Source organism: Paraburkholderia sp. GAS32, from assembly GCF_050434225.1.
Classification (GTDB): domain Bacteria; phylum Pseudomonadota; class Gammaproteobacteria; order Burkholderiales; family Burkholderiaceae; genus Paraburkholderia; species Paraburkholderia madseniana.
In genome coordinates this window covers 1-22,954 of the sequence record NZ_JBNPVS010000039.1, presented here as the reverse complement: position 1 = coordinate 22,954, position 22,954 = coordinate 1, and the positions used below count along the sequence as shown (strand labels likewise).

The following is a 22,954-nucleotide window of genomic DNA, read 5'->3' as shown; positions in this document are numbered from 1 at the left end:
ACCGGCTGCGCGTTTTACAGTTCGAGCACGAGCCGCTCACCGCCGCACGAGCGCGAGCAGCAGGTCATCATGCGGTTGTGCGCTTCGCGCTCGGCGCGTGTGAGCACCATGTCGCGATGGTCCACTTTGCCTGCCAGCACCCGTACCTCGCACGACCCGCACAGGCCTTCCCGGCAGTCACTCTGTACGTCGATGTTTGCCTGCTGCAGCGCCGCGAGCACCGTCTGATCCGCGGCGACCGGAATCACAAGGCCGGAGTCTTTCAGTTCGATCTCAAACGCATGTTCCTTCGAAGGGTCGAGGGTGGTCTTCGTCGATACGAAATGCTCTACGCGCAGCGCGTCTTCCGGCCAATGCGCGCAGCTCGCCTCCACCGCTTCGAGCATCCCCGCCGGGCCGCATGCATAAATGTGCGTGTGCTCGTCCGGTTGCGCGAAGAGTGACGCGAAATCGTTGAGTGAGCCTTCTTCCAATACGTGCACATGGAAGCGTTCGCCGTGCAACGCGACCAGTTCGTCGAACATCGCCATCGATGCGCGGCGCCGCCCGCTGTAATGAATCGTGTAGTCGATACCCCGAGCCTTTGCTTCTCGCGCCATCGCGCTGATCGGTGTGATGCCAATGCCGCCCGCGATGAAGATCGCTCTGCGCGCATCCGCAGCGAAATGGAAGTGATTGCGCGGGCCGCGAATCTTCAGTACATCGCCCGCCTTGACGTTGGCATGGATCCAGGCCGATCCGCCGCGGCTCTCCGGCTCTCGCAGCACCGCGATCTCGAGGGCATTGCGATCCCGCGGATCGCCACAAAGCGAATACTGGCGCGAGAGTCCGGTGTCGCCGCAGATGACATCGATATGCGAACCCGGCGCCCAGCGCGGCAATGGCTTGCCGTCGGGGGATACGAGCCTCACACGCACGATACGATCCGCGCACGCCGACACGCGTTCCACTAGCACCGCGCGGCTCACCGCATGCGACGATGGCTCACCGATTCGCACCGTTGCGCACGGCTTCAGCACGGACGGATCGAGGCGCTCGGGATTCTGTGCAGGATCCCATTCCACATAGAGATGCTCCGGCCCGCGAAACGACGTGTTCGGCACGTACGTGAAGCGTTGTTCGGCAAGCCGCATGTGTGGCAGCCGGCGTGTGAACTCGTCGAGAAAGACCTGCATCTCCATGCGCGCAAGGTTCTTGCCCATACACTGATGCGAGCCATAACCGAAGGTGAACTGATCGCTGGCGTTCTCGCGGCGGATATCGAAGAGGTCGGCATCCGCGAACTGATTCTCATCATGATTGGCCGACGACGTCACGATGAGCAGCTTCGAGCCCGCCGGGATGTCGATTCCGCCGACGGTGACGTCTTTCGTCGCCAGCCGACGCCACGCGGCGACCGATCCGTTGTGGCGCAGACATTCCTCGACGGCGTTGGGAATGAGGCTCGGGTCCTCGCAGAGGTCACGCCATGCCTGCGGGTGCTGCAAGAGCAGTTTCATCGCATTGGCGGTCGCGTTGGCCGTCGTCTCATGCGCGGCGACGATGCCCGCCATCATCATCGAGTGCAGATATGAATCCGTCACCACGTCGGGCAGTTCCTTCTGCTTGCGGATGCCGTACTGCATCCAGCCCGGGCCGGACGGGTCTTCGCGCATCTTGTCCAGCACCTTGCCCGCGAACTGCCAGAACTTGCCGACCGCATGCGCGACCTCGACCTGCTCCTCCGGCCTCGGGCGGCCCCACGTGTTCACCGTATGCGCGATCGAATATTCGCGCAACGTGTCCATGTCCTCTTCCGGCACGCCAAGAAAATGCAGCGCAACCGTGAGCGGGACTTCCCACAGCATCTGGTCGACAAGGTCGGCGCGGCCGTCGTTGATGAACCGGTCTACGTACTCGCGCGCGAGCTCGCGCACCATCGGTTCATGGTGCTTAAGCGCCTCCGGTGTGAACGGATCCATCAACGCACGACGGCGCGGCATGTGTGCTGGCTCGTCTTCGTTCACAAGCGTGCGGTTCATCGCATAGCCATATGACTCCAGAACCGCGTTCGCTTCGGGGCCGGTGGGCGTGATTTTCTCGAGCGCGATCGACGGGCTGAAAGTGATGTTGTCGCGAAAGATCGTCTTGATGTCGTCGTAGCGCGTGACGACCCAATAGCCGAGCTTTGGGCTGTAAAAAACCGGCTCCTGCTCACGGGCCCAGCGCACGTATTCGGGCGGGTCCTGCTGATAGCCGTCCTCAAACGGATCGAATGCGGCGGCGCGTGCGCTCACCGGGCAACCGCCGGGGGAAAGCCCGGCGTCAGGCGCCGCGCCATGGAAAGGACACTTCGATACACCGAGATCAGGTGCGACTGCGGCCATGCTCTTCTCCAGATGTGATGTCATTTGCGTAACTATAATACGCAATGCGTAATCAAGAGATACGGGTAAACCTTGCCATATCGGCTGCCGCTCCCGATCGGCTAAGATGACGAAATGGAAAATAATTCTCAAAAGCAGGCTGGTGAACGCGTTGCGCGGGACCGCCGGCAACGCGTGCAGTCTGCGTCCATCGGGATGCTCGTACTCAAAGAGCTGGCCGCCCTTGGAGGACGTGCAACGCTGACCGCTCTCGCCGCCCACCTGGACGAGAATCCGGCGAAAGTCCATCGCTACCTGGCGAGCCTGATGGAAGAGTCTTTCGTTACTCAGGACGCGGCAACGCAGCAGTACTGCCTGGGACCCCAGTGCATTTCCATCGGACTTGCAGCAATGCGCGTGGCGGACCCCATTCGCTTGTCCGAACCGTCGTTGGTGCGCTTACGCGAGAGCCTGGAAGTGACGTGCTTCATTGCCGTAATGGGCAATCACGGACCGACGATCATCCGCTTCGAGGAGCCGGGGTTACCTGTCACGGTGAATGTGCGCGCGGGCTCGGTCATGTCGTTACTCTGGTCCGCGACAGGGCGACTCTTTCTCGCCTTGCTCGATGAGTCGCGAGTTCGAAAACTGGCGAAAGAAGAACTCGCGCGCGCCCCCGCCGACTTGCGCGCGCTACTCGATCCAACCGATCCGATAGGACAGCTGCAACGCGAGGTTCGTGCAGTGGGCTGCGCCACGGTCAAAGATACGAATCTGAAGGGAATAAGCGCAGTCGCCGCGCCGCTTTTCGATGCCAACGGGCACCTTTGCGCGTCGCTCACTGCGCTGGGGGCGACGGGTGGGTTCGACTCCTCGATTGACGGTCCGATTGCGACAGCCTTGCGCAAGGAAGCTGAAACGATCAGTGCTGCGCTCGGCTATGTGCCGGATCACGCCAAGGCATTTTCTGGTTGCGTCTGATACGCGTCCATATTGGACCTGGACTGCCCCCCGACGTGCAGATCTTTTTCTCGGTCGCGCACGACCCAACGGTTCGGAATGCGGATCGGACCTCGCCGCATCCGGCTGCGGTCTCTATTGTTGTCGTTTTGAAAACTGTGAATTCACCGTGGCTGCGTTGATGTCCAGCGCATAGTGCTTAGAATGGATTGTGTGGACAAACCGTTCACGCGCATCAGAGTGCTAACTGAATCACATGATTCAACGATGTGGAGCAGTAGATGGACATCCTTGACCTGGCTCGGAAATCGGGAATGACAGTGGTTCTTGACGCGAAGATTGGACGTCAGGAGTACCGCACAGTGCACGGCTCAGTCGCGGCGCTTGAGCGCTTCGCCGAGCTTCTCGCTGCGTCGATGCACGACGAGCTGGTGGAGCAGGATTGATGCGCGTTGACAGCAATCTCAATCAGGAATCGCAATGAACTACGACTCATCGAACTCAAGAAACATCGGCCGCGCTGAGCGCACGAACGACAAGTATGACGAAGGTTCGTCCTCCGAAGAGGTCGCACAGGCAGTCGGCAAAAAACGTGAAGCGGCAAGGAACTGGGCGTGGGCCCACAGCAGTGGATCGTACGACTGGATGGACTCGCATAGTCTCTTCAGCACCCGGGGCTTGATTCATTGAACGAGTTACCAGGAGGCGACGATTTTTGCGCGGCTCCTTTAAGGGCAACGCTTTTTGCCAATGCGCCATCCAGTCGCCCTTCGGTGCCCGTTCAGGCACTGATATTGATGACGGAGCCGGTCGCGACACCCGGTTTCATACCGGCACCAGGCGCGCCTTGTAACGGCGATGGCGAGGAATTTGCCAATGCGTTTATCGCGCTCCGTGCGCCAGATGCGTGATGGTGATGCTCGCTTTTTCCAAGACTGGTTTGTGACGTTGCGGTCTTGAGGTGTGCCGCAAAACTCGACTGGCTTGATTCACTTGCGGAGCTTTGGCCCGTCAGCGCCGACAGCCCGGAACGGATGACGCTGCTCACGCCGCTGAGTAGCGTGGATGCTGCACCGAGTGGAATCATATTGACATCCGTCAGAATGGGGGAACCGAAAGGGCCTCGGACTAAACTGCCCCGGCGTTGCCTGCGACTTCGACGAAATGGCGGTCAAATTCGAGTCTGTTTCGTCTGTGGAAACAAGTGTAGCGCGGGACGTGGAAATCAATTGGGCGAAGCGAGGGGTATTCGGCGGGCTGTTTGGCGGATTGCGGGAGCTTAGGTACCAGCGGGTCGTTTCGGGCCACCAGAGAGCAACCGACACGCTGCTGCAAAACTCAACTGTCACCGAACTCCGCCTGGGCCGGTGACGCACGCAGCGAGATTGACCTACGACGCGAGCAGCGCCTGGACCTGTACCGGGACTCCCGGCTTGCCTGAAACTTGCGGCGCAATCACGAGGTAACGGTGCCTGTCGCCGGCAGTGCCCACGCCGGGCGTGACCAACTGGCGGATCTGCCCGAGCGCATTCACAATCGCGGAGCCGGCTGGATTGGTCATGAAGTTCGCCAGCGCTTCTATGTTGCCGGTGCCGTCAGCGTTGTCTGCGAGGCCCAGCACATACGGTTGCTTTGGCTGCAGGCCAGTGACGGCCGCCTGCAGGACCTGCACGAGACCCTGGTCGAACAATGCGACAGTCGTGGGTGCGCTAGCGACGTCCACGGACTTGCCCGAGCCCACGGGAACCAGGACCAAGTGCGTGCTCTGCCCAGCGAGACCGAGCGGCTGCGTATTTTGCGTGCCGTCTCCTTCCGGGACCGCATTCGGTACATAGGTGACAGCCTGCGGCGCCTGGCCGATGGGCACGGTCGCGATTACCCTGTTCGTCAGCGTATCGATGGCGGTCATCGCGTCGGCATTTTCAAGGCCGACGTAGATACGGCTGCCGTCACCGGACGGCCATAGCCCATGCGGCAGGTTGCCGACGGAAATCGTCGAGACCTGCGAGAAGTCGTCGGTTCGGAACACCTTGACCTGGTTCAGGCCTCCGACGGTCACATAGGCGAACGTACCGTTGGCGTTATGCACGATGTTCACATGATTCGTAATCGGGCCCGTGTCGAGTGTCCTGATCAGCCCGAATGGCGGCCGCGCGTCGAACACCTCGGTCTTGCCCACATCCTTGAGCGTAAACCATATCTGCTTGCCATCCGGGGTCGCAGCGATGTCCGGGCAGAAGGGGCTTGCCTGCTTCACCGTGCCGACAATCTTGTGGTCAGCAACCGAGATGACCTCCGTTTCGGGATTGAACGATGAACACACGTAGCCATACTTCCCGTCTGGCGAGAAGATCTGCATGCCCGGGCCGGCCGGCACGGTGATCCGGGATTTTTCTTCATACGTTGTACCGTCAAGCACGGCCACATAGTTTTCGCCGCGCACAGTCACCCAAACCTCCTTGCCGTCGGGCGTAAAGAAGGCTTCGTGAGGCGAGCGGCCAACGTATGTGACGTGCTTGACTGCATTCGTCTGCGTATCGATGAAGGAGACCGAGTTCGAGCCGATGGACACCACGGCAATGGTGCGGTGATCGGGCGAATACCCCATGCCGTGCACGAGCAACTGGCCCTTGTACAACGGGCTGAAATTGCCTGGCGACGGGTCTCCCAGACGAATCACCCCGACCACCCTGTTGTCCGCCGGATCGATAACGGAGACGGTATTCGAGAATTGCTCGGCGGCATAGACGCGGTCATGGTGGCTGACGGGAATATCCGGGTCGGACGACGAACCGGGGGCCTGTCCAGCCCATGCGAACTGGGCTGCGCTCAGTGCTGCCATGGTCAGCGCCGAAGTAAGAAGGGACGTGTGTTTCATTGCGGCTCCATTTGCGTGTGGTTCAGCATGTTCATCTGCATGCCGTGGTGGGACATCGCGTGTGCGTCCCCCTTGGATGAGGAAGCAGGCTCTTGCTGGTCTGGTGCGGGTGTCGACGGCGGCAGGGGCTGACCCAGCGCGAGGTGCATCGCAACAATCTCCTGCTGTTGCTCGACGACGATTTCCTGCGCGATGCGACGCAATTGCTCGCTGCGTCCATAGCGCAATTCGGCCTGTGCCATGTCAATGGCGCCCTGGTGGTGAGGCACCATCATCGCGACGAAATCCCGGTCAACATCGCCCGTTGGCCTGATCGACATGTCGGCCATCATCTTCGTCATCGCGGCGTCATTCTCTTGAAGAAACGGCGCCTCGTCTGAGCTTGCGGCCTGCGGTCCAGCGGCGAACGACGGGAGTATTCCAACTCCAGACATGGCAAGTGCAACGGCCGCCCTCAGTACCACTGGGACAGACAAACGTATCGAGACTGGCATAAGGGTGTCCCTCCTTTTTCGTGTTGGCACATGCTTCAATGGAGTGAACCCATCGGGCGCCGCCTTATTCCGAACGTCGAGAACTAATTTTGTTGTTCAGCAAATTTTTCGTCAGACTACGCATGCCGCCAGGAGCGACATTTCACCTACCCCTCCAGCGCCCCCCTCCAGAAGCAAAAAACAATGCGCTCGCCCCACGCCGCTCTAACCGCAAGCTCGCCCGAGCGAAGCCAGCGCGTTAGTCGGCCAGATTCTAGAGCTGGGTGAGATCGGTTTATCCCCAGCCTGCGACGCAAGTGCCCGCGTGCCACCGGTTCCCGACACAAGTCGCCGTGCCGTTGGTGTGTTCACGCAACTGAACAAAGCCCTGCAAAAAAATCGCACGACCGTGTTGGCTTCTCGCACGTCGCTGGTCGGACGACACCCGCAATCGCATCGTCCTCCGCAATTCATCGTTTACCCCATCCGTCGTTTAATTCCTGTTCTTGGGTGATATAGTCACCTGGTGACTTGGTTTTTAGACAAAGCACCGCCAGCCCATTTACACCTTCAAATTACGCAGGAGATATCTGATGTTCATGCGAAACCGTCTGTTGGAAATGCTGGAGCGCAATGAGATCCCGCTCGGCATGCAGTGTTTTACGGGCGATCCGGCGCTTATCGAAGTGATGGGCCTGACTGGCTTCGACTTCGTCATGATCGACGGTGAGCACTCGGGTAATGACGTGCGTGCGCTGGAAAACAGCGTGCGCATTGCCGAGCGCGCGGGCCTCGCGCCCTTCGTGCGCGTGCCGGACCGTTCCGACGAAACCGGCATTCGTCGTGCTCTGGAGGCCGGCGCCATGGGTATCTTTTTGCCGATGGTTCGCTCGGCGGAAGACGTCAAGGATGCCGCGAAGTTCGCCTTTTTCCCTCCGATCGGCGAGCGCGGCATTTGCCCGGCAACCCGCGCGGCCCGTTACGCGTTCAGGAACTTCGACGAGTACACCGCATGGAACAACGCGGAAGTCGCGCTTATTCCGATGATCGAGCATCCGGAGGCGGTGGCGAACATCGACGAAATCTGCGCGCTCGACGCAGTGAAGATCATCGTCTTCGGCGCGGGCGATCTTGCCTACGCGATGAACGAAGGCACGTTGATGATGAAAAGCCCGCGCGTTCAGGAGGCCTACCGGACAGTGCTGCGGTCGACGCAAAAGCACGGTGTCGCGGTGATCGGCGGACCGGTTCTCGATCCTTCGCCCGCGGCCTGCCGCAAGTCGCTCGACGACGGGGTGCGAATTTTCTGCCTCGGCCTCGACACGCTTGGGTTCCGGCGCTTCTGCGAGCAGACCGTCGCCTCGCTCAATGTCGGCATTGAAGGGTCGGCTTTCACACGTCCGCCTGCGCCGGTCAGCGCCTTTCCCGACTGATACCAGCACCGCCGGTTGCATCCCGGCACAGACCCGATCAAGGAGAACCTGAATGACCAAATGGAACTGGAAGCGTTATGTCGTAGGTCCGAATGCGGACGGCAAATCAGCCGTGCTGCTGGACGAAGCCACCAATGTCCAGCACAACCCGGGGATTTTCTATCGTGCAACGCTGTGGAGCGCGCGCGAGGTCCCGGTGGACAACAGCATTGAACGGGACCGCGCAAACGAGGTGACAACGCGTGAGCCTTTCCCTGGCGGCCTGCTGTTTCGCGCGCTCGAGATTCCGCCCGATACCGCGGATAAGGCACATCACGTCGAGCAACTCAGGAAGCTGAACCTCGAGGTGCAGCAGAAACATCAGCCGAGCGCGGAAGACCTGGCTCGCCACCCGAGCATGCACCGCACCGACACCCTCGACTGCCTCACCTGCATCAAGGGTGAGATCTACCTGGTGACGGACGTCGACGAAGTACTGATGCAGCCAGGCGACACCGTCGTGATCCGCGGCACCAATCACGCGTGGAGCAATCGTTCGAACGAACCGTGTCTGTTGTGCGGTTGCATGATCGACGCCACGCAGCGAAGCAGATCCGCTAACACAGCCATTCATACGCACGAGGCCCGCGTCGGCCCCGATGCCGGCGCCGGGTCGCGCCAGCGATACCGACACCGCACCCGCCGCACGGCAAGTCGGCGCGAGACAAGAAGCCGCTCGATAAGAAGCAGGCCGATACGGAGGAGACATTCATGCAATCACGTCAATATGCCTGGTGCGTTGCGCTCGCAGGGGCCGCCATGATGGGCGGCAAGGCAGCGCACGCCTACGAAGCCGGCTACCCTGGCTGGTCGATGCCACCCGGAGTGGTTCTGGGCATGACCGCCGCCACGCCCGCGCCCGGCTTCTACAGCTTCAACGAAGTCTATACAGCCCAGGCACACCGTTACGGTCCTGGCGATCCCAGCAGTGCGACGCCGATCCGCGTGGCGTCAGCGGTCACGGGCGTCCTCTGGACGCCTGGCTGGACCTTTTTCGGCGCCCGCTACGAAGCCCTGATTGTGCAGCCGTTCACAATGGCCGACGCCGGCGCTCCATTGAACGTGCAAAGCGGTGGCGTGCGCAACACTTTCATCGCGCCTGTGCAATTGAGCTGGGCACTGGGCAATACCGGGCTCTTCGTGAAGACTGGTATTGGCGTCACCGTTCCGGACGGCACCATCTCCGGGCCCAACGGGCTCAGTGATCCGGGTGCGCCCTGGTGGATCGTACAGCCCCTGCTCGCGTTCTCATATCTGAAAGACGGGTGGAATCTGACGGCCAATTTCTCGCTTGAAATTAACACGCCGAATACGAAAACCGAATACCGCACCGGCGATATTCTTCACGCGGATTTCGTCGCCACGAAAGCCTTCGGGAAATGGCGGGTCGGTCCGGTCGCGTCGTATGTCGGCCAGGTGACCAACGATACGTCGAGCGCGTTCTATCACAACGCGATCAACGTGAGCAGCTACAGCCTTTTCGCGGTGGGCGGCCTGGTCGGCTACGACTTCGGGCCGGTCGTGCTGAATCTCTGGGCGACCAAAGACGTAAGCGCCAGCGCGTCGGGCGGCAATCCTGGGCCGAATCGCGCAACGATTCCGAAGGGATACAAAGTATTCGCCAATCTGAACTTCCGCTTCTGATGTCCACGACCGGATGTCGTCCGTTTATGGAGTAATACATGCAACCGACAGGCAAACTGGATCTCGAATCCATCATCGACGAAGGGCGGGTGACGGGTCTGCAGATCATCATTTTTCTACTGTGCGGACTGGTGGCGATGGTGGACGGATTCGACACCCAGGCGATCGCATTTGTAGCGCCTGAAATCATGGCCGCCTGGGGCGCGGCGCCATCGGCGTTCGGTCCCGTGTTTGGCGCGGGACTGCTCGGTGGATTGCTCGGGGCGCTGGCATTCGGCGCGGCCGGTGATCGCTTCGGACGTAAGGTCACCTTGTCATGCGCCGTGCTCGTCTTTTCCGTCGCCGCCCTGCTCACTCCGTTCGCTCATTCCACCGCGGCGCTTTCGATATTGCGGTTCATCACAGGCATAGGCCTCGGCGGCGCACTGCCGAGTTTCATTTCACTGACCTCGGAATATGCACCCAAGCGGCTCAGAAGCACACTGGTAGGCGCAATGTTCTGCGGTTTTCCGCTCGGTGCAGTGCTGGGCGGCGGCGGTTCGGCCCTGCTGATTCCGGCGTTCGGGTGGAAGAGCGTGTTCATCGCGGGCGGCATGCTGCCACTGATCATTCTCCCTGTGTTCATCTTGCTGGTGCCGGAATCGGTGCGCTACCTCGCGCTGCAAAACGACCACGCCGCCATCGCGCGGATTCTGCGGCGGCTGGATGCCGAGTCGCTGTGGAACGGCGAATCGGACTATCGCGCGGCAATGCCACATTCACCCGTGTCCAGCCTCTTCACGCAAGGACGCGCTACCGCGACGTTCCTGCTATGGATCGCGTTCTTCCTGAGCCTGCTTTTGACGTACTTCCTGATCAACTGGATCCCGGTTGTCGCGCGCACGAATGGGCTAGACATCGGTAAGGCCGTGCTGGCCGTCGCGATGCTCAATCTCGGCGCGGTCGCCGGATGCATCATGCTCGGTCGTCTCGCCGACCGCTTCGGGCCGACGCGCGTAATCGGTTGCGCCTATCTTGCTGGCGCCATGGCCATCTCGGCAATCGGCCTCGTCGGATGGTCGCCTGGGCTTTTGTATCTGACGAGCTTTGTCGCCGGTGCTTTCAGCATCGGCGCGCAGATGTGTACGGTGGCCCTGTGCGCGGTGTTCTATGAAACCGGCCTGCGCGCTACTGGCATCGGCTGGGCAATGGGTATCGGCCGCACCGGGGCGATTGCCGGACCCGTCCTGGGCGGCGTGTTACTCGGCGCCGGTGTCGCGCCGCCGATTCTCTTTGCGATCGCAGGTGCAACCTCGGTGGGCGCCGCACTGGCCGTACTCGTGCTGGGACGACTGATACAACGGTGCACGAGGAACCTGCAGCCGCACGACGGCGTTCATGAGGACACGCTCTCACACTCCGTCACGCGAGGACCGCTCAAACGCGCGTCCGGTAGCGAGGCATTCCCCCACTGATCCACATGTTTCAACAAGGAGAAGATTCATGGAAACCCTGTCGCTGCATCAGGCCACCACGATTGTAGATGCTGCGCTCGCCACGGCGCGCGAATCCGCTTGCGCGCCGCTGTCCGTTGCGGTGCTCGATGCTGGCGGCCATCTGGTCGCTTTCAAACGGGAAGACAACAGCGGCATCCTCCGGCCGCAAATTGCCCAGGCCAAAGCGTGGGGCGCGCTCGGCATGGGGATCGGCAGCCGCGCTCTCGCGCAGCGCGCTGAAGCGGCTCCAGCGTTCTTCGCCGCGCTAACGGACATCTCCGCGGGCCGGATCGTTCCGGCTGCCGGGGGTGTGCTGATTCGCGACGCTGACGGCCATGTGATCGGCGCGGTGGGAGTCAGCGGCGATCACCCGGAGAAAGATGAAGTCTGCGCAGTGGCGGGCATCGCCCGTGCGGGTTTGAAGGCGGATGTCGGATAAAGCGGTCCGGCCGGCCAGACTGCTTCTCTTGTCGGCCGGCTATTGGTGCTGCAACGCCAGCGCCATTTCACAACGAATATGGCGGCTGACAAACCGCCATTCGCCGGACGCGCCTTTGCGCAGTTCGTCGATGACATCATTCACGCGCAAGCGGGCCGGCGTATCATCGCTGGAGGTTTCGAATGTCAACTGGATAGCCGTGGTTCTCGCAGTGTCGGCGGTCGGCATCTCCACACGCAGATTCGACCACATGTGGCGGGTTTTGCGATCGGACACGGCAAAGCGTTCGCGGCAGTCGGCAGCAATGTTGTCGCTGCCCGCCGACTCGCGGCCGCCCACGGACAACACGCCGCTCGGCACAAACAGGTTCGCCAGCGCTTCGGAGTCGCACCGGTCGGCAAACCAGGCGAAATCGCTGAAAAGCCGCTCGATAGATTGCAGTTCGTTCTGGGTGACAAGGCCGCTCATTGTTCGTTCGCACCGACATTAACAAAGTCACAAGGTGACTTGTAGAGTATAGTAATGCCAGACGCAGGTCCAGCAAAAAAGGAAAGCACCCATGCAAACACCAACTGAACCCTCCTGGCAGCCAACACGTCGACTTGCCCGCGGCAATGCCGCCGAACAGATTCTCGAAGACTTGCGAAGCCGGATTCTCGACGGCGAACTCACCCGCGGCACGAAGCTGCCAACCGAGAAGCAGCTCGCGGAAGGTTATGGCGTGAGCGGCCCGACGATCCGGGAAGCCATTCGCGGCTTGACAACGGCGCAACTGGTCGAAGTACGGCATGGCAGCGGCGCGTATGTGACGGCTGACGCCGACCAGCTCATTGGCGTATCGCTTCTTTCGATGATGCAACTCGAACGCGTCGGCATTGCGGAGGTGTTGGGCGTGATGGGTGCGCTCAACGGCTATGCCGCGGAACTTGCCGCCAGGCGAGCCACCGAGGAGGACCTTGAGGCGATGCGAGAGGCACTGCGTCAGATCAACGAAGGAACAGATTCCGAAGCGGTGGCGGAAGGTCTGCGGCTCTTTATCGACACGCTCGCCAAAGCGTCGGGCAATGTACTGCTTGCCGCGCTTTGCAGATTTCTCTCCAGTGTTCAAATCGGCTTCGCAAGAGAACTCACTGGCGACTCATACGAGACCTGGCGAAAGATCACGAAACGCATGGCCAAACATCGTCAACATCTGGTTGACGCCATTGCGAGCCGCGACACCGCTGCTGCGCGCGAGGCTGCCCGCTCGCATATCGAACAATCCGCCAAGGTGATTTCATCGCTGCCGGACGCAGGCGAGAAGATGCTGTCCGAACCCGCTCTGGCGAGACTTCTGGGGTCGATGTTGCAAAGGGACTAGCTCAGACACGGCTCAATGTACGCGCGACCGTGTCGCAGAACCATTGCTGGGCGGCCGAGTCTTCCGTGTGCGGATACCAGTACAGATTGACCTCGAAGGTCGGCGTCGGAAACGGTAGCGGCAAGACGCGCATCCTGCCGTCGCTTGCGAACGCGCGCGCGATGCGGGTCGGCAGCGTCAGCAGCAGATCGGTCGACTCGATCACCGCCACCAGGCTCGTGAAGTGCGGCACGCGCAGCGTGATCCGCCGCGTCAGCCCCATCTCCGACAGTACGTCCTCGACGAGGTGGTGACCGGTGAACGGCGCTACGACCACGTGATTGGCCGACACGTAGTCGTCGAGCGGCAGCGCGTCGCGGATCGACGGGTGCGACGCGCTGAGCAGGCATGAATAGCTTTCGGTGAACAGCGCCCTTTTGCGCGTCTGCCCCCCGACGGACCGCAGGTTTCCGACTGCTGCATCGACGCTGCCGGTTTGCAGCCATCCGGCGATGCGCTCGCTGTCGAGTTGAACGATCTCCAATCCGACCGACGGCGCACTCGCCTGCAATTCGCGAACGAGCGAAGGCAAGAACTGCAGCTCGCCCAGGTCCGATAACGCGAGACGGAAACTGCGGCTCGATTGCCGCGGGTCGAACTGCCGTGTCGCCACGATAGCCGCATGTATGTCGTCGAGCGCGCGCTTGAACGCATCGAACAGTTGCGTCGCGTTGAATGTCGGCACCATGCCACCACGCGTGCGCGTAAACAGCGGATCCTGCAGCAAGTCGCGCAGCCGGTTCAGCGAGTAACTCACGGACGGCTGCGTAATGTTCAGCCGCTTCGCCGCGGCGCTCACGCTGCGCGTCTCGTAGATGGCCACAAAGGTTCGGATCAGGTTCAGGTCGGTCGTCATGCCGGCATCAAAATATAGACAACATCTATTTTTACAACAAAAAAATGGTGATTGGATTTATTTTTCGCCGACTCCTAGGATGAACGCGTTGACTAGGAGATTTGCAATGACGACCGTTCACCAGGCATGCCACGACATTCTTCGCGCGCAAGGCTTGACTACCCTCTTCGGCAATCCGGGCTCGAACGAACTGCCGTTCCTGAAGAATTTTCCGGCCGATTTCCGGTACATCCTCGGCCTTCATGAGGGCGCTGTCGTCGGCATGGCCGACGGTTTCGCGCAGGCGACCGGCCGGCCCACACTCGTGAATCTGCACTCCGCCGCCGGCACCGGCAACGCGATGGGCGCACTCGCGAACGCGTGGAACTCGCATACGCCGCTCGTCGTCACGGCCGGGCAGCAGGTGCGTTCGATGATCGGCGTCGAAGCGTTGCTGACCAACATCGACGCGACCAATCTCCCGCGCCCGCTCGTCAAGTGGAGCAGCGAGCCCGCCAGCGCACAGGAGGTTCCGCTCGCGCTCAGCCGCGCGATTCACACGGCGGCGACGCCTGCAGCCGGGCCCGTCTATCTGTCCGTGCCGTACGATGACTGGCAGCAGGAAGCCGGACGCGGCGTCGAGCATCTCGCCCGCCGCCGCGTCGAGCTGGCCGGACTGCCGTCCGCGCAAACACTGGCTTCGCTCGCGCACGCGCTCGAGCAGGCCGAAAACCCGGTGCTCGTCGTCGGGCCCGACGTCGATGCCGCCAATGCGAACAGCTTTGGCGTTGCGCTCGCCGAGAAGCTTGCGATGCCGGTGTGGATGGCCCCGTCGCCGCCGCGCTGCGCGTTTCCAACGACCCATCCGTGCTTCCGCGGACTGCTCCCCGCGAGCATCGCCGGCATCAGCAGGTTACTCGACGGCCATGACCTGATTCTGGTTGTCGGCGCGCCCGTGTTCCGCTATCACCAGTACGAGCCCGGCGACTATCTCCCCAAGGGCGCCCGGCTGATTTCGATCACGTGCGACATCAACGAAGCGACGCGCGCGCCGATGGGCGATGCCATCATCGCCGACATCGCCGCCACGCTGCAGGCATTGAGTGAAGCCGTGGCGCCGAGCGCGCGGCCGATGCCCAACACACTATCGCGTCCTGATTCCGCGCCGGATTTGCCCGGCCCGCTCGCGCCCGAGCGTGTGTTCGATATCCTCGACGCCATCGCGCCGCGCGACGCGATCTACGTGAACGAATCGACGTCGACGACGAACCTCCTATGGCAGCGGCTGCGCATGACCGAGCCCGGCAGCTACTACTTCGCCGCCGCAGGTGGATTGGGATTCGCACTGCCCGCGGCGGTCGGCATCCAGCTCGCGAAGCCGGAACGTCAGGTCATCGGTGTGATCGGCGACGGGTCTGCGAACTATGGCATCCAAGCGCTGTGGACCGCGGCACAATACGGCATTCCCGCGATCTTCATCATCATGAAGAACGGCACATACGGCGCATTGCGCTGGTTCGCTGGCGTCCTGCAGGTCGAAGACGTCCCGGGCCTCGACGTGCCGGGTCTCGACTTTTGCGCACTCGCGCGCGGCTACGGCGTCGATGCACTGCATGCGAATTCCGGCGCGTCGTTGAAGGCGGCGCTCGAGCAGGCGCTTGGCAGCAACAAACCTTTCCTCATCGAAGTCGAGACGCGCGCTTGAGCGCATGCGCAAGGAGACAGAGATGAACCACCCCGTCAATGTCGCGGAATTCCGCGCACTTGCCCGCAAGCGTCTTCCGCGAATCGTGTTCGACTATCTGGATGGCGGCGCGGAGGACGAAATCGGTCTGCACCACAACCGCCGCGTTTTCGACGATGTGAAGTTTCAGCCTCGCCGTCTCGTCGACGTCAGCCGGCGCGATATCCGGACGTCGCCGTTCGGCAAACCGCTGTCGGCGCCACTCGTCATCGCGCCAACCGGCCTCAACGGCATCCTGTGGCCGGACGGCGACCTGGTGCTCGCGCGCGCGGCCGGAAAGTTCGGCATTCCGTTCACGCTGTCGACCGCATCGACCACGTCGATCGAAGCCGTCGGCAGGGCCGCGACCGGCGAGATCTGGTTCCAGCTTTACGTCCTCCACCGCAAGCTTGCGGAATCGCTGGTGAAGCGCGCGCTGAGCGCCGGCTACACGACGCTGATTCTGACCACCGACGTCGGCGTCAACGGCAAACGTGAACGCGACCTGCGCAACGGCTTCGGAATGCCGATGCGGTACAGCCCGCGCACGCTGCTCGACGGCATACTGCACCCTCGCTGGTCGCTCGACCTCGTGCGGCACGGGATGCCACAGCTCGCGAACTTCGCGAGCACCGATGCTACGGATACCGAACTTCAGGCCGCGCTGATGAGCCGGCAGATGGACGCAAGCTTTTCGTGGGAAGGACTGCAATGGCTGCGCGATCTTTGGCCGCACCGGCTGCTCGTCAAAGGCATCAGCCGTGCCGACGACGCCGAGCGCTGCATAGCGCTGGGTGCAGACGGCGTCATCCTGTCGAACCACGGCGGCCGCCAACTCGATAGCGCAGTCGCGCCGTTCGAAGCGCTCGGTGCGACGGCGTCGCGGATCGCGGCGCCCGTGCTGATCGACAGCGGCATTCGCCGCGGTGCCGACGTCGTGAAGGCGATCGCGATGGGCGCGAAAGCGGTGCTGCTCGGCCGCGCGACGCTGTATGGCCTCGCCGCCGACGGCGAGCGCGGCGTCGAAGCCGTGCTGTCGATGCTGAAGAGCGAGATCGACACCACACTCGCGCAGATTGGCTGCCCTGACATCGGCCAACTGTCGCGGGACTTCCTCTGGCCACTCGGGCCAAACGCAGATGGCGGCGCGCCTGCGCCGTCGCCGCTCACTCACCTTTTCGAGGCATCATGACCGACATCCGCATCACCGGCCTGCGCGCGCGGGCCGTCAACGTTCCACTGCAATATCCGGTCAAGACCGCAGTCGGCACGGTGGCGACGTCGCCGCTCGTGCTGATCGACCTGCAGACGAATGCGAACGTCACTGGCACATCCTACCTATTCACCTACACGCCGCTCGCGCTCAAACCCGTTCGGCAGATGGTCGAGGAACTCGCGGCGGTCGTCAAAGACATGCCGCTCGCGCCCTACGCGATCGACCAGCTGATGCAGTCCCGATTCCGGCTGATCGGCCATACGGGCCTCGTCCGAATGGCGACAGCGGGCATCGATATGGCCGTGTGGGACGCCCAGGCCAAATTGCACGGTTTGCCGCTCGTCGAACTGCTTGGCGGCACGGCACGGCCGCTTGCCGCGTACGACAGCCACAGCATGGACGGCGTCGAGCTCGCCCAGAAGCGGGCGGCCGACGCAGTCGCGTCCGGCTTCAAGGCGATCAAGACGAAGATCGGCTATCCAACGCTCGAGCACGACCTCAAAGTCGTCCGTTCCATACGCGAGGTGGTTGGCGACGCGGTTCAGATCATGGTCGACTACAACCAGGGGTTGACGGTGCCCGACGCGGTGCGGCGCGGCAAGGCGCTCGAACAGGAAGGCGTCGCCTGGATCGAGGAGCCGACGCTGCAACACGATTACGTGGGACATTCGACCCTACGCGACGCATTGCAGATTCCCGTTCAGCTAGGCGAAAACTGGTTCGGTCCCGAGGATATGACCAAGGCGATCGCGGCACGCGCCTGCGATCTGTGCATGCCCGACTTGATGAAGATCGGCGGAGTGAGCGGATGGCTGCGGGCAAGCGCTCTGGCCGAGCAACATGGCCTGCCGATGTCCAGCCACATCTTTCAGGAATTCAGCGCGCATCTGCTGGCGGTCAGCCCGACGTGCCACTTGCTCGAACGCATGGATCTCGCCGGCCCGATCGTTGAGCCAGTTCTGCAGTTCAAGAACGGCGATGCGCATTTCGGAGACGCGCCCGGCGCGGGAATCATCTGGCGGGAGAAGGAGGTCGACCGTTTCCTGGTTTGACCGTCGTCCGCGTGGACCAACGCGGGCGAATCAAGTTGATCCGTCTCGCAGATCAGCAGGTGCAACGTGATCCGCAAAAAACATTTTTGAAGTCAACATCAGAACAATGTCGAAAAAACCACGCGCGTTGCTGAAGTCTGCCGATATCGACGCAATGACGCCCCAACGTTCTGTCCATTCGTTGAATGAGAGGGCCGTTCGCTTCAAAAAGTCGCTTGGGGACATCACGGGGATCACGCAGTTCGGCTTTCATTTGGTAACGCTCATGCCCGGGCACGAGTCGACCGAATATCATCGGCATCTCTATGAAGAAGAATGTATCTACATCCTTTCAGGAATCGGCGAAACAACCATTGACGACGAGGTGTATGAAGTCGCATCGGGGGATTTCATGGGGTTCGCCCGCAAAGGCGCCGCCCACACTCTGACGAACACTGGCAAGAACCCTCTGGTCTTTATCCTCGCCGGTCAGAGATTGGAGCACGACGTTTGTGATTACCCCCGCAAAGGCAAGAGGCTATACGTGTCCGGTCGCAATAAGGTTCTAATAGACCTTGGCAACGATCGCACAGAATAAGCCGATGTCGCTCCCATGACGTCATGCTCAAGATTTCGCAGCGCCTATGCCGCGCGCTTGTTGCGAACAAAATTAATCGGCTTGAACGCTGGTTCCGGCACAGGCAACCCCAACGCCTGAGCAAGCTTGCGTCCTTCTGGATCGGCTAGCGCTGCCTCCCTCGCCTGCTTGATGCGTGCGGCCAGTCCGTCGGCCTGGTTCAAATCCTGCCTGTTGATATCAGCGAGAATGGCCTGGAGATTCTTCCAAATGGCGCTGTCCAACTGACGACCGCCATGATTGAACATGATCACCCCGTCCGCACCGAGTTTGATGCATCGTTCAGCATCGGCTGGTCGGCTAATTCCCTTGATGAGCAGTTTGTGAGGCCATAAGCTTCTCAGCCACGCGAGGTCATCAAACGAGAAGCTCGCATCCATCTGGCGGCTCATCAGCGCGGCCTGTAACTCCGTATCCTGCACTTGGTTACTGGCAAAGTTTGCGAGTTGTGGGGCGCCGTGGCGGAGCAGGTCAAGCGACCAACCGGGATGGAGGGCTCCGTCCATGATGGTACCCAGGGTGTACTTCATGGGTAGCCCGAAGCCGTTGCGTATGTCACGTTCGCGCTTTCCGTTTACGTCGACGTCGGTGGTCAAAATCAGCGTTGTGTAGCCGGAATTCAGGGCACGCTTCACAAACAGCTCAGCGAGCCTTCGATTCGCAACATAGAGCTGAAACCACAGTTCACCCTCACTCTCCCGCGCAACCTCCTCAATTGAACTAGTCGACGCAGTCGAAAGTACAAATGGAATGCCAAATTTCGCGGCAGCGCGGGCGAGCATGATGTCACCCTGCGGCCAGAAAATACCGTTGAGGCCCGTTGGCGCAATGACAAGAGGCGCCGACTGTTTTTTTCAAGCAGCCCTATGGAGATATCCCGCTTGCTGACGTCAACCAAGCGATGCGGCTGGAATCGAATGTGCTCAAAGACGTGCCGGTTACCCGGCCATGACCATCGCCACATCAACTCCAGGACGAACCTGATGCTCGGCTTCAAACGGTTCAGGAGTGCCGCGACCACGATTTCATGCATCGAGTTGATGCATCGCATTTGCAAGGGTCAGTATTTGCGCCAGAACCCTTGCATCGTGCTTCAGCCCATCTTACTTTCAAAAATCGCAATAATGTTTCACGCAAATCGACACTAGTCCAGGACGGCCTCCCTATCTAGACTGCAGTTACTGGCTACGAACAAGGTTGTCAGTTACTGGCTACGAACAAGGTTGTTCGCAGCAGGGGAAACAGGTTCCGGAGGTAGGCAACATGAAATCCCTTATTCGCGCAGTTATCGTTGCCGGTGTGCTCGGTGTACCGGTTGTATCGTTCGCTCAACAAGCGGACACGCCCCTAACCCGTGCGCAAGTGCAGGACGAAATCGTCCAACTCGAGAAGGCTGGCTTCAATCCGGCAAATGCGAACTCGGTTGACTTCCCGACGAATGTCGCTTCCGGAGGGCAAGTGGTTGGGCAAGACACTGGTTACGGCCCGGCGTCCAGTGGATCGTCCCAGGTTGGACGCCCCACAAGCACTTCCGGCATGAAGCCCGTTTTCTTCGGTAATTGAATCGCCAGGCTGGCTACAAGGCGCAGGTATGCTGACCGCAAACTCCAGCCGACCGTTTCATAGTCGGTTCGCTGGCGCGGATGCTGCATAGTTGCGCGAATACGTGCGAAGGTACCGTCCCACCTTCCATCCTTTTGTTGGGTCACGTAAACGCTATAGTTGACTTTCTTGTACGAGAAATTGTGGCTGGCCATGAAGGTCTCTCTCGGGGTATTCGAGGAACCCTGGCATGAGAGCATGCCCCATCTTTTTCGGCCGCGTGATGGAACTTGCCCACTCTAACGAGCAAAGACGGACATGAGCGCACTGACAGACAACCAAATCGCGAAGACGCGCTGCACCGAGAAACGCTCCGTGAACTGATCAGGCGGCGCGCCGCGCATTTCCCTCCCCTGTTTGGACGAAAAAGATAAAACCAGCAGGTCGCGGCTCCTCACAGACTCACGAAAACAGCGACAGGGATTCGACGGCGGTTTGGCGCCTACGTCGCGGGGACGGGGATCGACCGGGCCGTGCAGCAATTTTCTCGCTGGTCGAGCCGAGCCGCCGGTTCAGATCCGACAGCGCTCGACAGACGGACGTGCGCGCGGGCGTCCCAGTCAGTGCCAGTTCAAGCCGGTCCAGCAGTTCCGGCAGATTCACTTCCCCTGCGCTCTTTCGTGCGAACTTCCGCTTCTGCATAAGGCCACTCCCCTGTATCTGTCGACGATACGCGCAGGCGTCGACGTCACCACAAATCGTCAGGATCCAGCGACATCTGTTTCCTCGTGCTTGCGCCAGGACCACGGTCGGATGCATCGCCCTTTGGCAACGGTGGCTTCAGCACGTCGGGATGAAAAACCACATCCACGCCGATCCGGACAAATCCATCATTCCCCCGCTTCGAGCCATCGGCGCTTTTCGGGATAGCGATGCTGCCCACTACCTCCTCCGCCACCCTGCTCACGCAGCGTCCGCCAGCATCGAGTGACGACAGTCCGCCGCGGCGCACCGGCATGCGTACTGCGCCCGAACGTCTTCATCCAGAGGATCGTCAGTGGCCAGCAGATATTCGATAAACAGTTCTTCACCGGCCTCGATCGGCCTAAGCGTGTGGATGAAGATGCGCCCAGCGTCTTCGATGGTCTCGCAGTTGGGCGCGCACGCGTGGTTCAGCCATCGTGCGCTGTTGCCACCGCGGCTGCCGTCGATGACGCGCCCGTCCGACAGACCAAAAAGAAACGTGTGTCCCACGACGCCTTCACGCCGGTGCCGGCGCACCGCTTCCCGCCAGCTCGTTAATTCACCCCTGTACTCAAGCACGCGCTCGCCCGCTGCGAGCGGTCGCATCGCAAATACACCCTTTCCGTGAACTGAAGACCGCCGGACAATCACGCGCCGCATGCTGTTCCCTTGACTGATATCCGCATCAGTATAGAAGCGGCAAATTTTTGCATCCACTGCTTCGTACGTGCGAGTCATAGCCAGGTTAGCGGTCCCGCTCGCGAGGTTGAAGTTGGAGAGGTCGTGCGCCGGGACCACCCGTGACTGTTCGGATGATCACTGCCGGTTACTTTGGCGAGGGACTTCGACAAGACATTTCCCGTCGCAACAACGCAGCTTCGGTTTCAGGTCGCCGCGCGAAGGCGTCCGGGATCAGAAAAGCTGGGCGCCGAGCTCGCGCAGGCCGTCCCACTTGACGGTGCTGACAAATGTCCGACCGGTGGTGTCGAGCGATTCGATCATCGCCCGTTGTCCCCGCGCTTCGGCGACGACGCGCACCCGGTAGCGCAGCAGCGCCCCGATCGGCGGACACAACGCTTCCCGGCGACTCCGTGATCGTTTATTTTCCATACCACAATCTATGTAGGCATCCAGCCAGTTGCAGGACCGCAATACGTCTGCGGCATCGCTGGACCTGATGCTACCAGGTTCGACTGCGGCGAGTCCAGGCCCATTCCGGAGCAATCCATCACCCTGGCGCGCGTTGGCAACCGGCGGCAAGGCGACGGTCTCGCAATGTCAGGCTGCCGGCAATGTGCTGCCGGCAGCGCTGAAGCTCGCTGTCAGTGCCCGTTCACGGCATCCTTGAACGCCTTGCCCGCCGTGAATTTCACCGTCTTCGCGGCAGGGATCTGGATTTCGGCGCCGGTCGACGGATTGCGGCCCACCCGCGCAGCGCGCGCGCCCGTCGAAAACGATCCGAAGCCGATCAGCTGGACGGTGTCGCCCTTCGTCACCGCGCCGGTGATCGCCGTGATCACAGCATCGATCGCCTCACCGGTTGCCGCCTTGCTCTCGCCCGTCTTAGCGGCCACTGCATCTACCAGTTCCTGTTTGTTCATTGCTTTTCCTCGTTGAGGTTGTGGAGATGTCGTCACACTACCCGATCGGCGTGCCCTTGCGCAATCGGCACGCCCTCGAACTCGATCACGACACAGACAAGGCGCGCACGTCGAAGCGTGGCCGCCTCAAGACGCCGCCATGAAGCCGGGTCAGCGCACAGGGTCTCACCTGCTGTCGATCGGCCGTATCAGCGACATTGATTTGACAAGTAGTCGGCCGCAGACCTTTCCGGAGACACACCGGCGTGCCGATGCGGTGGGTGTTTGCGTCATTACGCTAGTTGACGACCACATCTAACGAACGTCCTCTGCCGGTCGGCGCCTTGTTCTCTCAGGGCCCTGCGTCCTGTTCGGGCTCCGGGCCGCATCGCGGCCGCCAGGTTGTGTGGACGTCGGCTACCCGTTCGGAGCGCGGCTCAGCCCTGATTCCGCGGCATTTGCAGACCGCGTGGCACTAGCGGGCAATTTCTTGAGTGATTGCTGCCCGATACCCCTTGTAAGCGGCCGGTTAGCGAAAGTCGAAATTGGCACGGAAGCCCG

26 protein-coding genes and 1 pseudogene are annotated in these 22,954 nt (G+C 61.2%); 15 read left to right on the top strand and 12 right to left on the bottom strand.

What is annotated here, in order from left to right; all coding sequences use genetic code 11:
- Positions 1-14 precede the first annotated feature (14 nt).
- The gene (locus P3T25_RS34925) at positions 15-2,366 is read right to left on the bottom strand and encodes a cytochrome P450/oxidoreductase (RefSeq protein ID WP_429361583.1); all 2,352 of its coding nucleotides are present in this window, start codon (positions 2,364-2,366) and stop codon (positions 15-17) included.
- A 114-nt stretch (positions 2,367-2,480) separates the two neighbouring features.
- Here P3T25_RS34925 and P3T25_RS34920 point away from each other — a divergent pair, with 114 nt between their 5' ends.
- From P3T25_RS34920 to P3T25_RS34910, 3 genes are all read left to right on the top strand, one after another.
- The gene (locus P3T25_RS34920; protein WP_429361581.1) at positions 2,481-3,326 is read left to right on the top strand and encodes an IclR family transcriptional regulator; all 846 of its coding nucleotides are present in this window, start codon (positions 2,481-2,483) and stop codon (positions 3,324-3,326) included.
- A gap of 293 nt (positions 3,327-3,619) precedes the next feature.
- Positions 3,620-3,751 carry a hypothetical protein gene (locus P3T25_RS34915; protein ID WP_429361579.1) on the top strand — a complete coding sequence of 44 codons (132 nt, stop codon included), beginning with the start codon at positions 3,620-3,622 and terminating at the stop codon, positions 3,749-3,751.
- A 34-nt stretch (positions 3,752-3,785) separates the two neighbouring features.
- Complete coding sequence (locus tag P3T25_RS34910) at positions 3,786-3,995, top strand: hypothetical protein (RefSeq protein WP_429361577.1); 210 nt, start codon at positions 3,786-3,788, stop codon at positions 3,993-3,995.
- Positions 3,996-4,086: 91 nt separating this feature from the next.
- Here the strand turns inward: P3T25_RS34910 and P3T25_RS34905 are convergent, their stop codons facing one another.
- From P3T25_RS34905 to P3T25_RS34895, 3 genes are all read right to left on the bottom strand, one after another.
- Positions 4,087-4,392, bottom strand: coding sequence for a hypothetical protein (locus P3T25_RS34905; RefSeq protein WP_429361575.1), 306 nt, complete (start codon positions 4,390-4,392; stop codon positions 4,087-4,089).
- A 303-nt stretch (positions 4,393-4,695) separates the two neighbouring features.
- Positions 4,696-6,183 (bottom strand): YncE family protein, encoded by a 1,488-nt coding sequence (locus P3T25_RS34900; protein ID WP_429361573.1) that lies wholly within the window; start codon positions 6,181-6,183, stop codon positions 4,696-4,698.
- The gene (locus P3T25_RS34895; protein WP_429361725.1) at positions 6,180-6,677 is read right to left on the bottom strand and encodes a DUF305 domain-containing protein; all 498 of its coding nucleotides are present in this window, start codon (positions 6,675-6,677) and stop codon (positions 6,180-6,182) included. Before P3T25_RS34895 ends, P3T25_RS34900 begins: the two co-directional genes overlap by 4 nt.
- A 572-nt stretch (positions 6,678-7,249) precedes the next feature.
- Here P3T25_RS34895 and P3T25_RS34890 point away from each other — a divergent pair.
- From P3T25_RS34890 to P3T25_RS34870, 5 genes are read left to right on the top strand one after another with little or no spacing between them, the layout of a single operon-like run.
- On the top strand, positions 7,250-8,089 hold the full coding sequence (locus P3T25_RS34890; RefSeq protein ID WP_429361571.1) for an HpcH/HpaI aldolase family protein: 840 nt from the start codon (positions 7,250-7,252) through the stop codon (positions 8,087-8,089).
- A gap of 52 nt (positions 8,090-8,141) precedes the next feature.
- Positions 8,142-8,891, top strand: coding sequence for a cupin domain-containing protein (locus tag P3T25_RS34885; RefSeq protein WP_429361569.1), 750 nt, complete (start codon positions 8,142-8,144; stop codon positions 8,889-8,891).
- Complete coding sequence (locus tag P3T25_RS34880; protein WP_429361567.1) at positions 8,840-9,772, top strand: SphA family protein; 933 nt, start codon at positions 8,840-8,842, stop codon at positions 9,770-9,772. Before P3T25_RS34885 ends, P3T25_RS34880 begins: the two co-directional genes overlap by 52 nt.
- A 38-nt stretch (positions 9,773-9,810) precedes the next feature.
- Complete coding sequence (locus P3T25_RS34875; RefSeq protein WP_429361565.1) at positions 9,811-11,226, top strand: MFS transporter; 1,416 nt, start codon at positions 9,811-9,813, stop codon at positions 11,224-11,226.
- Between the two features lie 28 nt (positions 11,227-11,254).
- Positions 11,255-11,686 carry a GlcG/HbpS family heme-binding protein gene (locus tag P3T25_RS34870; RefSeq protein ID WP_429361563.1) on the top strand — a complete coding sequence of 144 codons (432 nt, stop codon included), beginning with the start codon at positions 11,255-11,257 and terminating at the stop codon, positions 11,684-11,686.
- Positions 11,687-11,725: 39 nt separating this feature from the next.
- Here the strand turns inward: P3T25_RS34870 and P3T25_RS34865 are convergent, their stop codons facing one another.
- On the bottom strand, positions 11,726-12,154 hold the full coding sequence (locus P3T25_RS34865) for a nuclear transport factor 2 family protein (RefSeq protein WP_429361561.1): 429 nt from the start codon (positions 12,152-12,154) through the stop codon (positions 11,726-11,728).
- Between the two features lie 91 nt (positions 12,155-12,245).
- Between P3T25_RS34865 and P3T25_RS34860 the strand changes: the two genes are divergently transcribed.
- On the top strand, positions 12,246-13,046 hold the full coding sequence (locus tag P3T25_RS34860) for a FadR/GntR family transcriptional regulator (RefSeq protein ID WP_429361559.1): 801 nt from the start codon (positions 12,246-12,248) through the stop codon (positions 13,044-13,046).
- Between the two features lies 1 nt (position 13,047).
- Here the strand turns inward: P3T25_RS34860 and P3T25_RS34855 are convergent, their stop codons facing one another.
- Entirely contained in the window at positions 13,048-13,941 is an 894-nt protein-coding gene (locus P3T25_RS34855; RefSeq protein WP_429361557.1) for a LysR family transcriptional regulator, read from the bottom strand.
- A gap of 106 nt (positions 13,942-14,047) precedes the next feature.
- Here P3T25_RS34855 and mdlC point away from each other — a divergent pair, with 106 nt between their 5' ends.
- The 4 genes from mdlC (at position 14,048) to P3T25_RS34835 (ending at position 18,488) form a co-directional block, all read left to right on the top strand.
- A complete protein-coding gene (mdlC, locus tag P3T25_RS34850; RefSeq protein WP_429361555.1) occupies positions 14,048-15,625 on the top strand; it encodes a benzoylformate decarboxylase in 1,578 nt (525 codons plus the stop codon).
- 22 nt (positions 15,626-15,647) lie between these two features.
- The gene (locus tag P3T25_RS34845; protein ID WP_429361553.1) at positions 15,648-16,835 is read left to right on the top strand and encodes an alpha-hydroxy-acid oxidizing protein; all 1,188 of its coding nucleotides are present in this window, start codon (positions 15,648-15,650) and stop codon (positions 16,833-16,835) included.
- Positions 16,832-17,911 (top strand): enolase C-terminal domain-like protein, encoded by a 1,080-nt coding sequence (locus P3T25_RS34840; protein ID WP_429361551.1) that lies wholly within the window; start codon positions 16,832-16,834, stop codon positions 17,909-17,911. Before P3T25_RS34845 ends, P3T25_RS34840 begins: the two co-directional genes overlap by 4 nt.
- A gap of 106 nt (positions 17,912-18,017) precedes the next feature.
- Positions 18,018-18,488: a cupin domain-containing protein gene (locus P3T25_RS34835; RefSeq protein WP_429361549.1), complete on the top strand. Its 471-nt coding sequence runs from the start codon at positions 18,018-18,020 to the stop codon at positions 18,486-18,488.
- A 44-nt stretch (positions 18,489-18,532) separates the two neighbouring features.
- On the opposite strand, the gene P3T25_RS34830 is transcribed toward P3T25_RS34835, so the two are convergent.
- Entirely contained in the window at positions 18,533-19,333 is an 801-nt protein-coding gene (locus P3T25_RS34830; RefSeq protein WP_429361723.1) for an alpha-hydroxy-acid oxidizing protein, read from the bottom strand.
- Positions 19,334-19,477: 144 nt separating this feature from the next.
- On the opposite strand from P3T25_RS34830, the pseudogene P3T25_RS34825 reads away from it, so the two are divergent.
- Together P3T25_RS34825 and P3T25_RS34820 are read left to right on the top strand one after the other, a co-directional pair.
- Positions 19,478-19,594, top strand: a pseudogene (locus P3T25_RS34825) (IS6 family transposase); the annotation flags it as partial.
- Positions 19,595-19,790: 196 nt separating this feature from the next.
- Positions 19,791-20,090, top strand: coding sequence for a DUF4148 domain-containing protein (locus P3T25_RS34820; protein WP_429361547.1), 300 nt, complete (start codon positions 19,791-19,793; stop codon positions 20,088-20,090).
- Here the strand turns inward: P3T25_RS34820 and P3T25_RS34815 are convergent.
- From P3T25_RS34815 to P3T25_RS34795, 5 genes are all read right to left on the bottom strand, one after another.
- Complete coding sequence (locus P3T25_RS34815) at positions 20,006-20,284, bottom strand: hypothetical protein (RefSeq protein ID WP_429361733.1); 279 nt, start codon at positions 20,282-20,284, stop codon at positions 20,006-20,008. The two genes, P3T25_RS34820 and P3T25_RS34815, sit on opposite strands and share 85 nt — an antisense overlap.
- Positions 20,285-20,817: 533 nt before the next feature.
- The gene (locus P3T25_RS34810; RefSeq protein WP_429361545.1) at positions 20,818-21,012 is read right to left on the bottom strand and encodes a hypothetical protein; all 195 of its coding nucleotides are present in this window, start codon (positions 21,010-21,012) and stop codon (positions 20,818-20,820) included.
- 20 nt (positions 21,013-21,032) lie between these two features.
- Positions 21,033-21,473: an SET domain-containing protein gene (locus tag P3T25_RS34805; protein ID WP_429361543.1), complete on the bottom strand. Its 441-nt coding sequence runs from the start codon at positions 21,471-21,473 to the stop codon at positions 21,033-21,035.
- Between the two features lie 252 nt (positions 21,474-21,725).
- The gene (locus tag P3T25_RS34800; RefSeq protein ID WP_429361541.1) at positions 21,726-21,923 is read right to left on the bottom strand and encodes a hypothetical protein; all 198 of its coding nucleotides are present in this window, start codon (positions 21,921-21,923) and stop codon (positions 21,726-21,728) included.
- Positions 21,924-22,135: 212 nt separating this feature from the next.
- Entirely contained in the window at positions 22,136-22,414 is a 279-nt protein-coding gene (locus tag P3T25_RS34795) for an HU family DNA-binding protein (RefSeq protein ID WP_429361539.1), read from the bottom strand.
- Positions 22,415-22,954 lie beyond the last annotated feature (540 nt).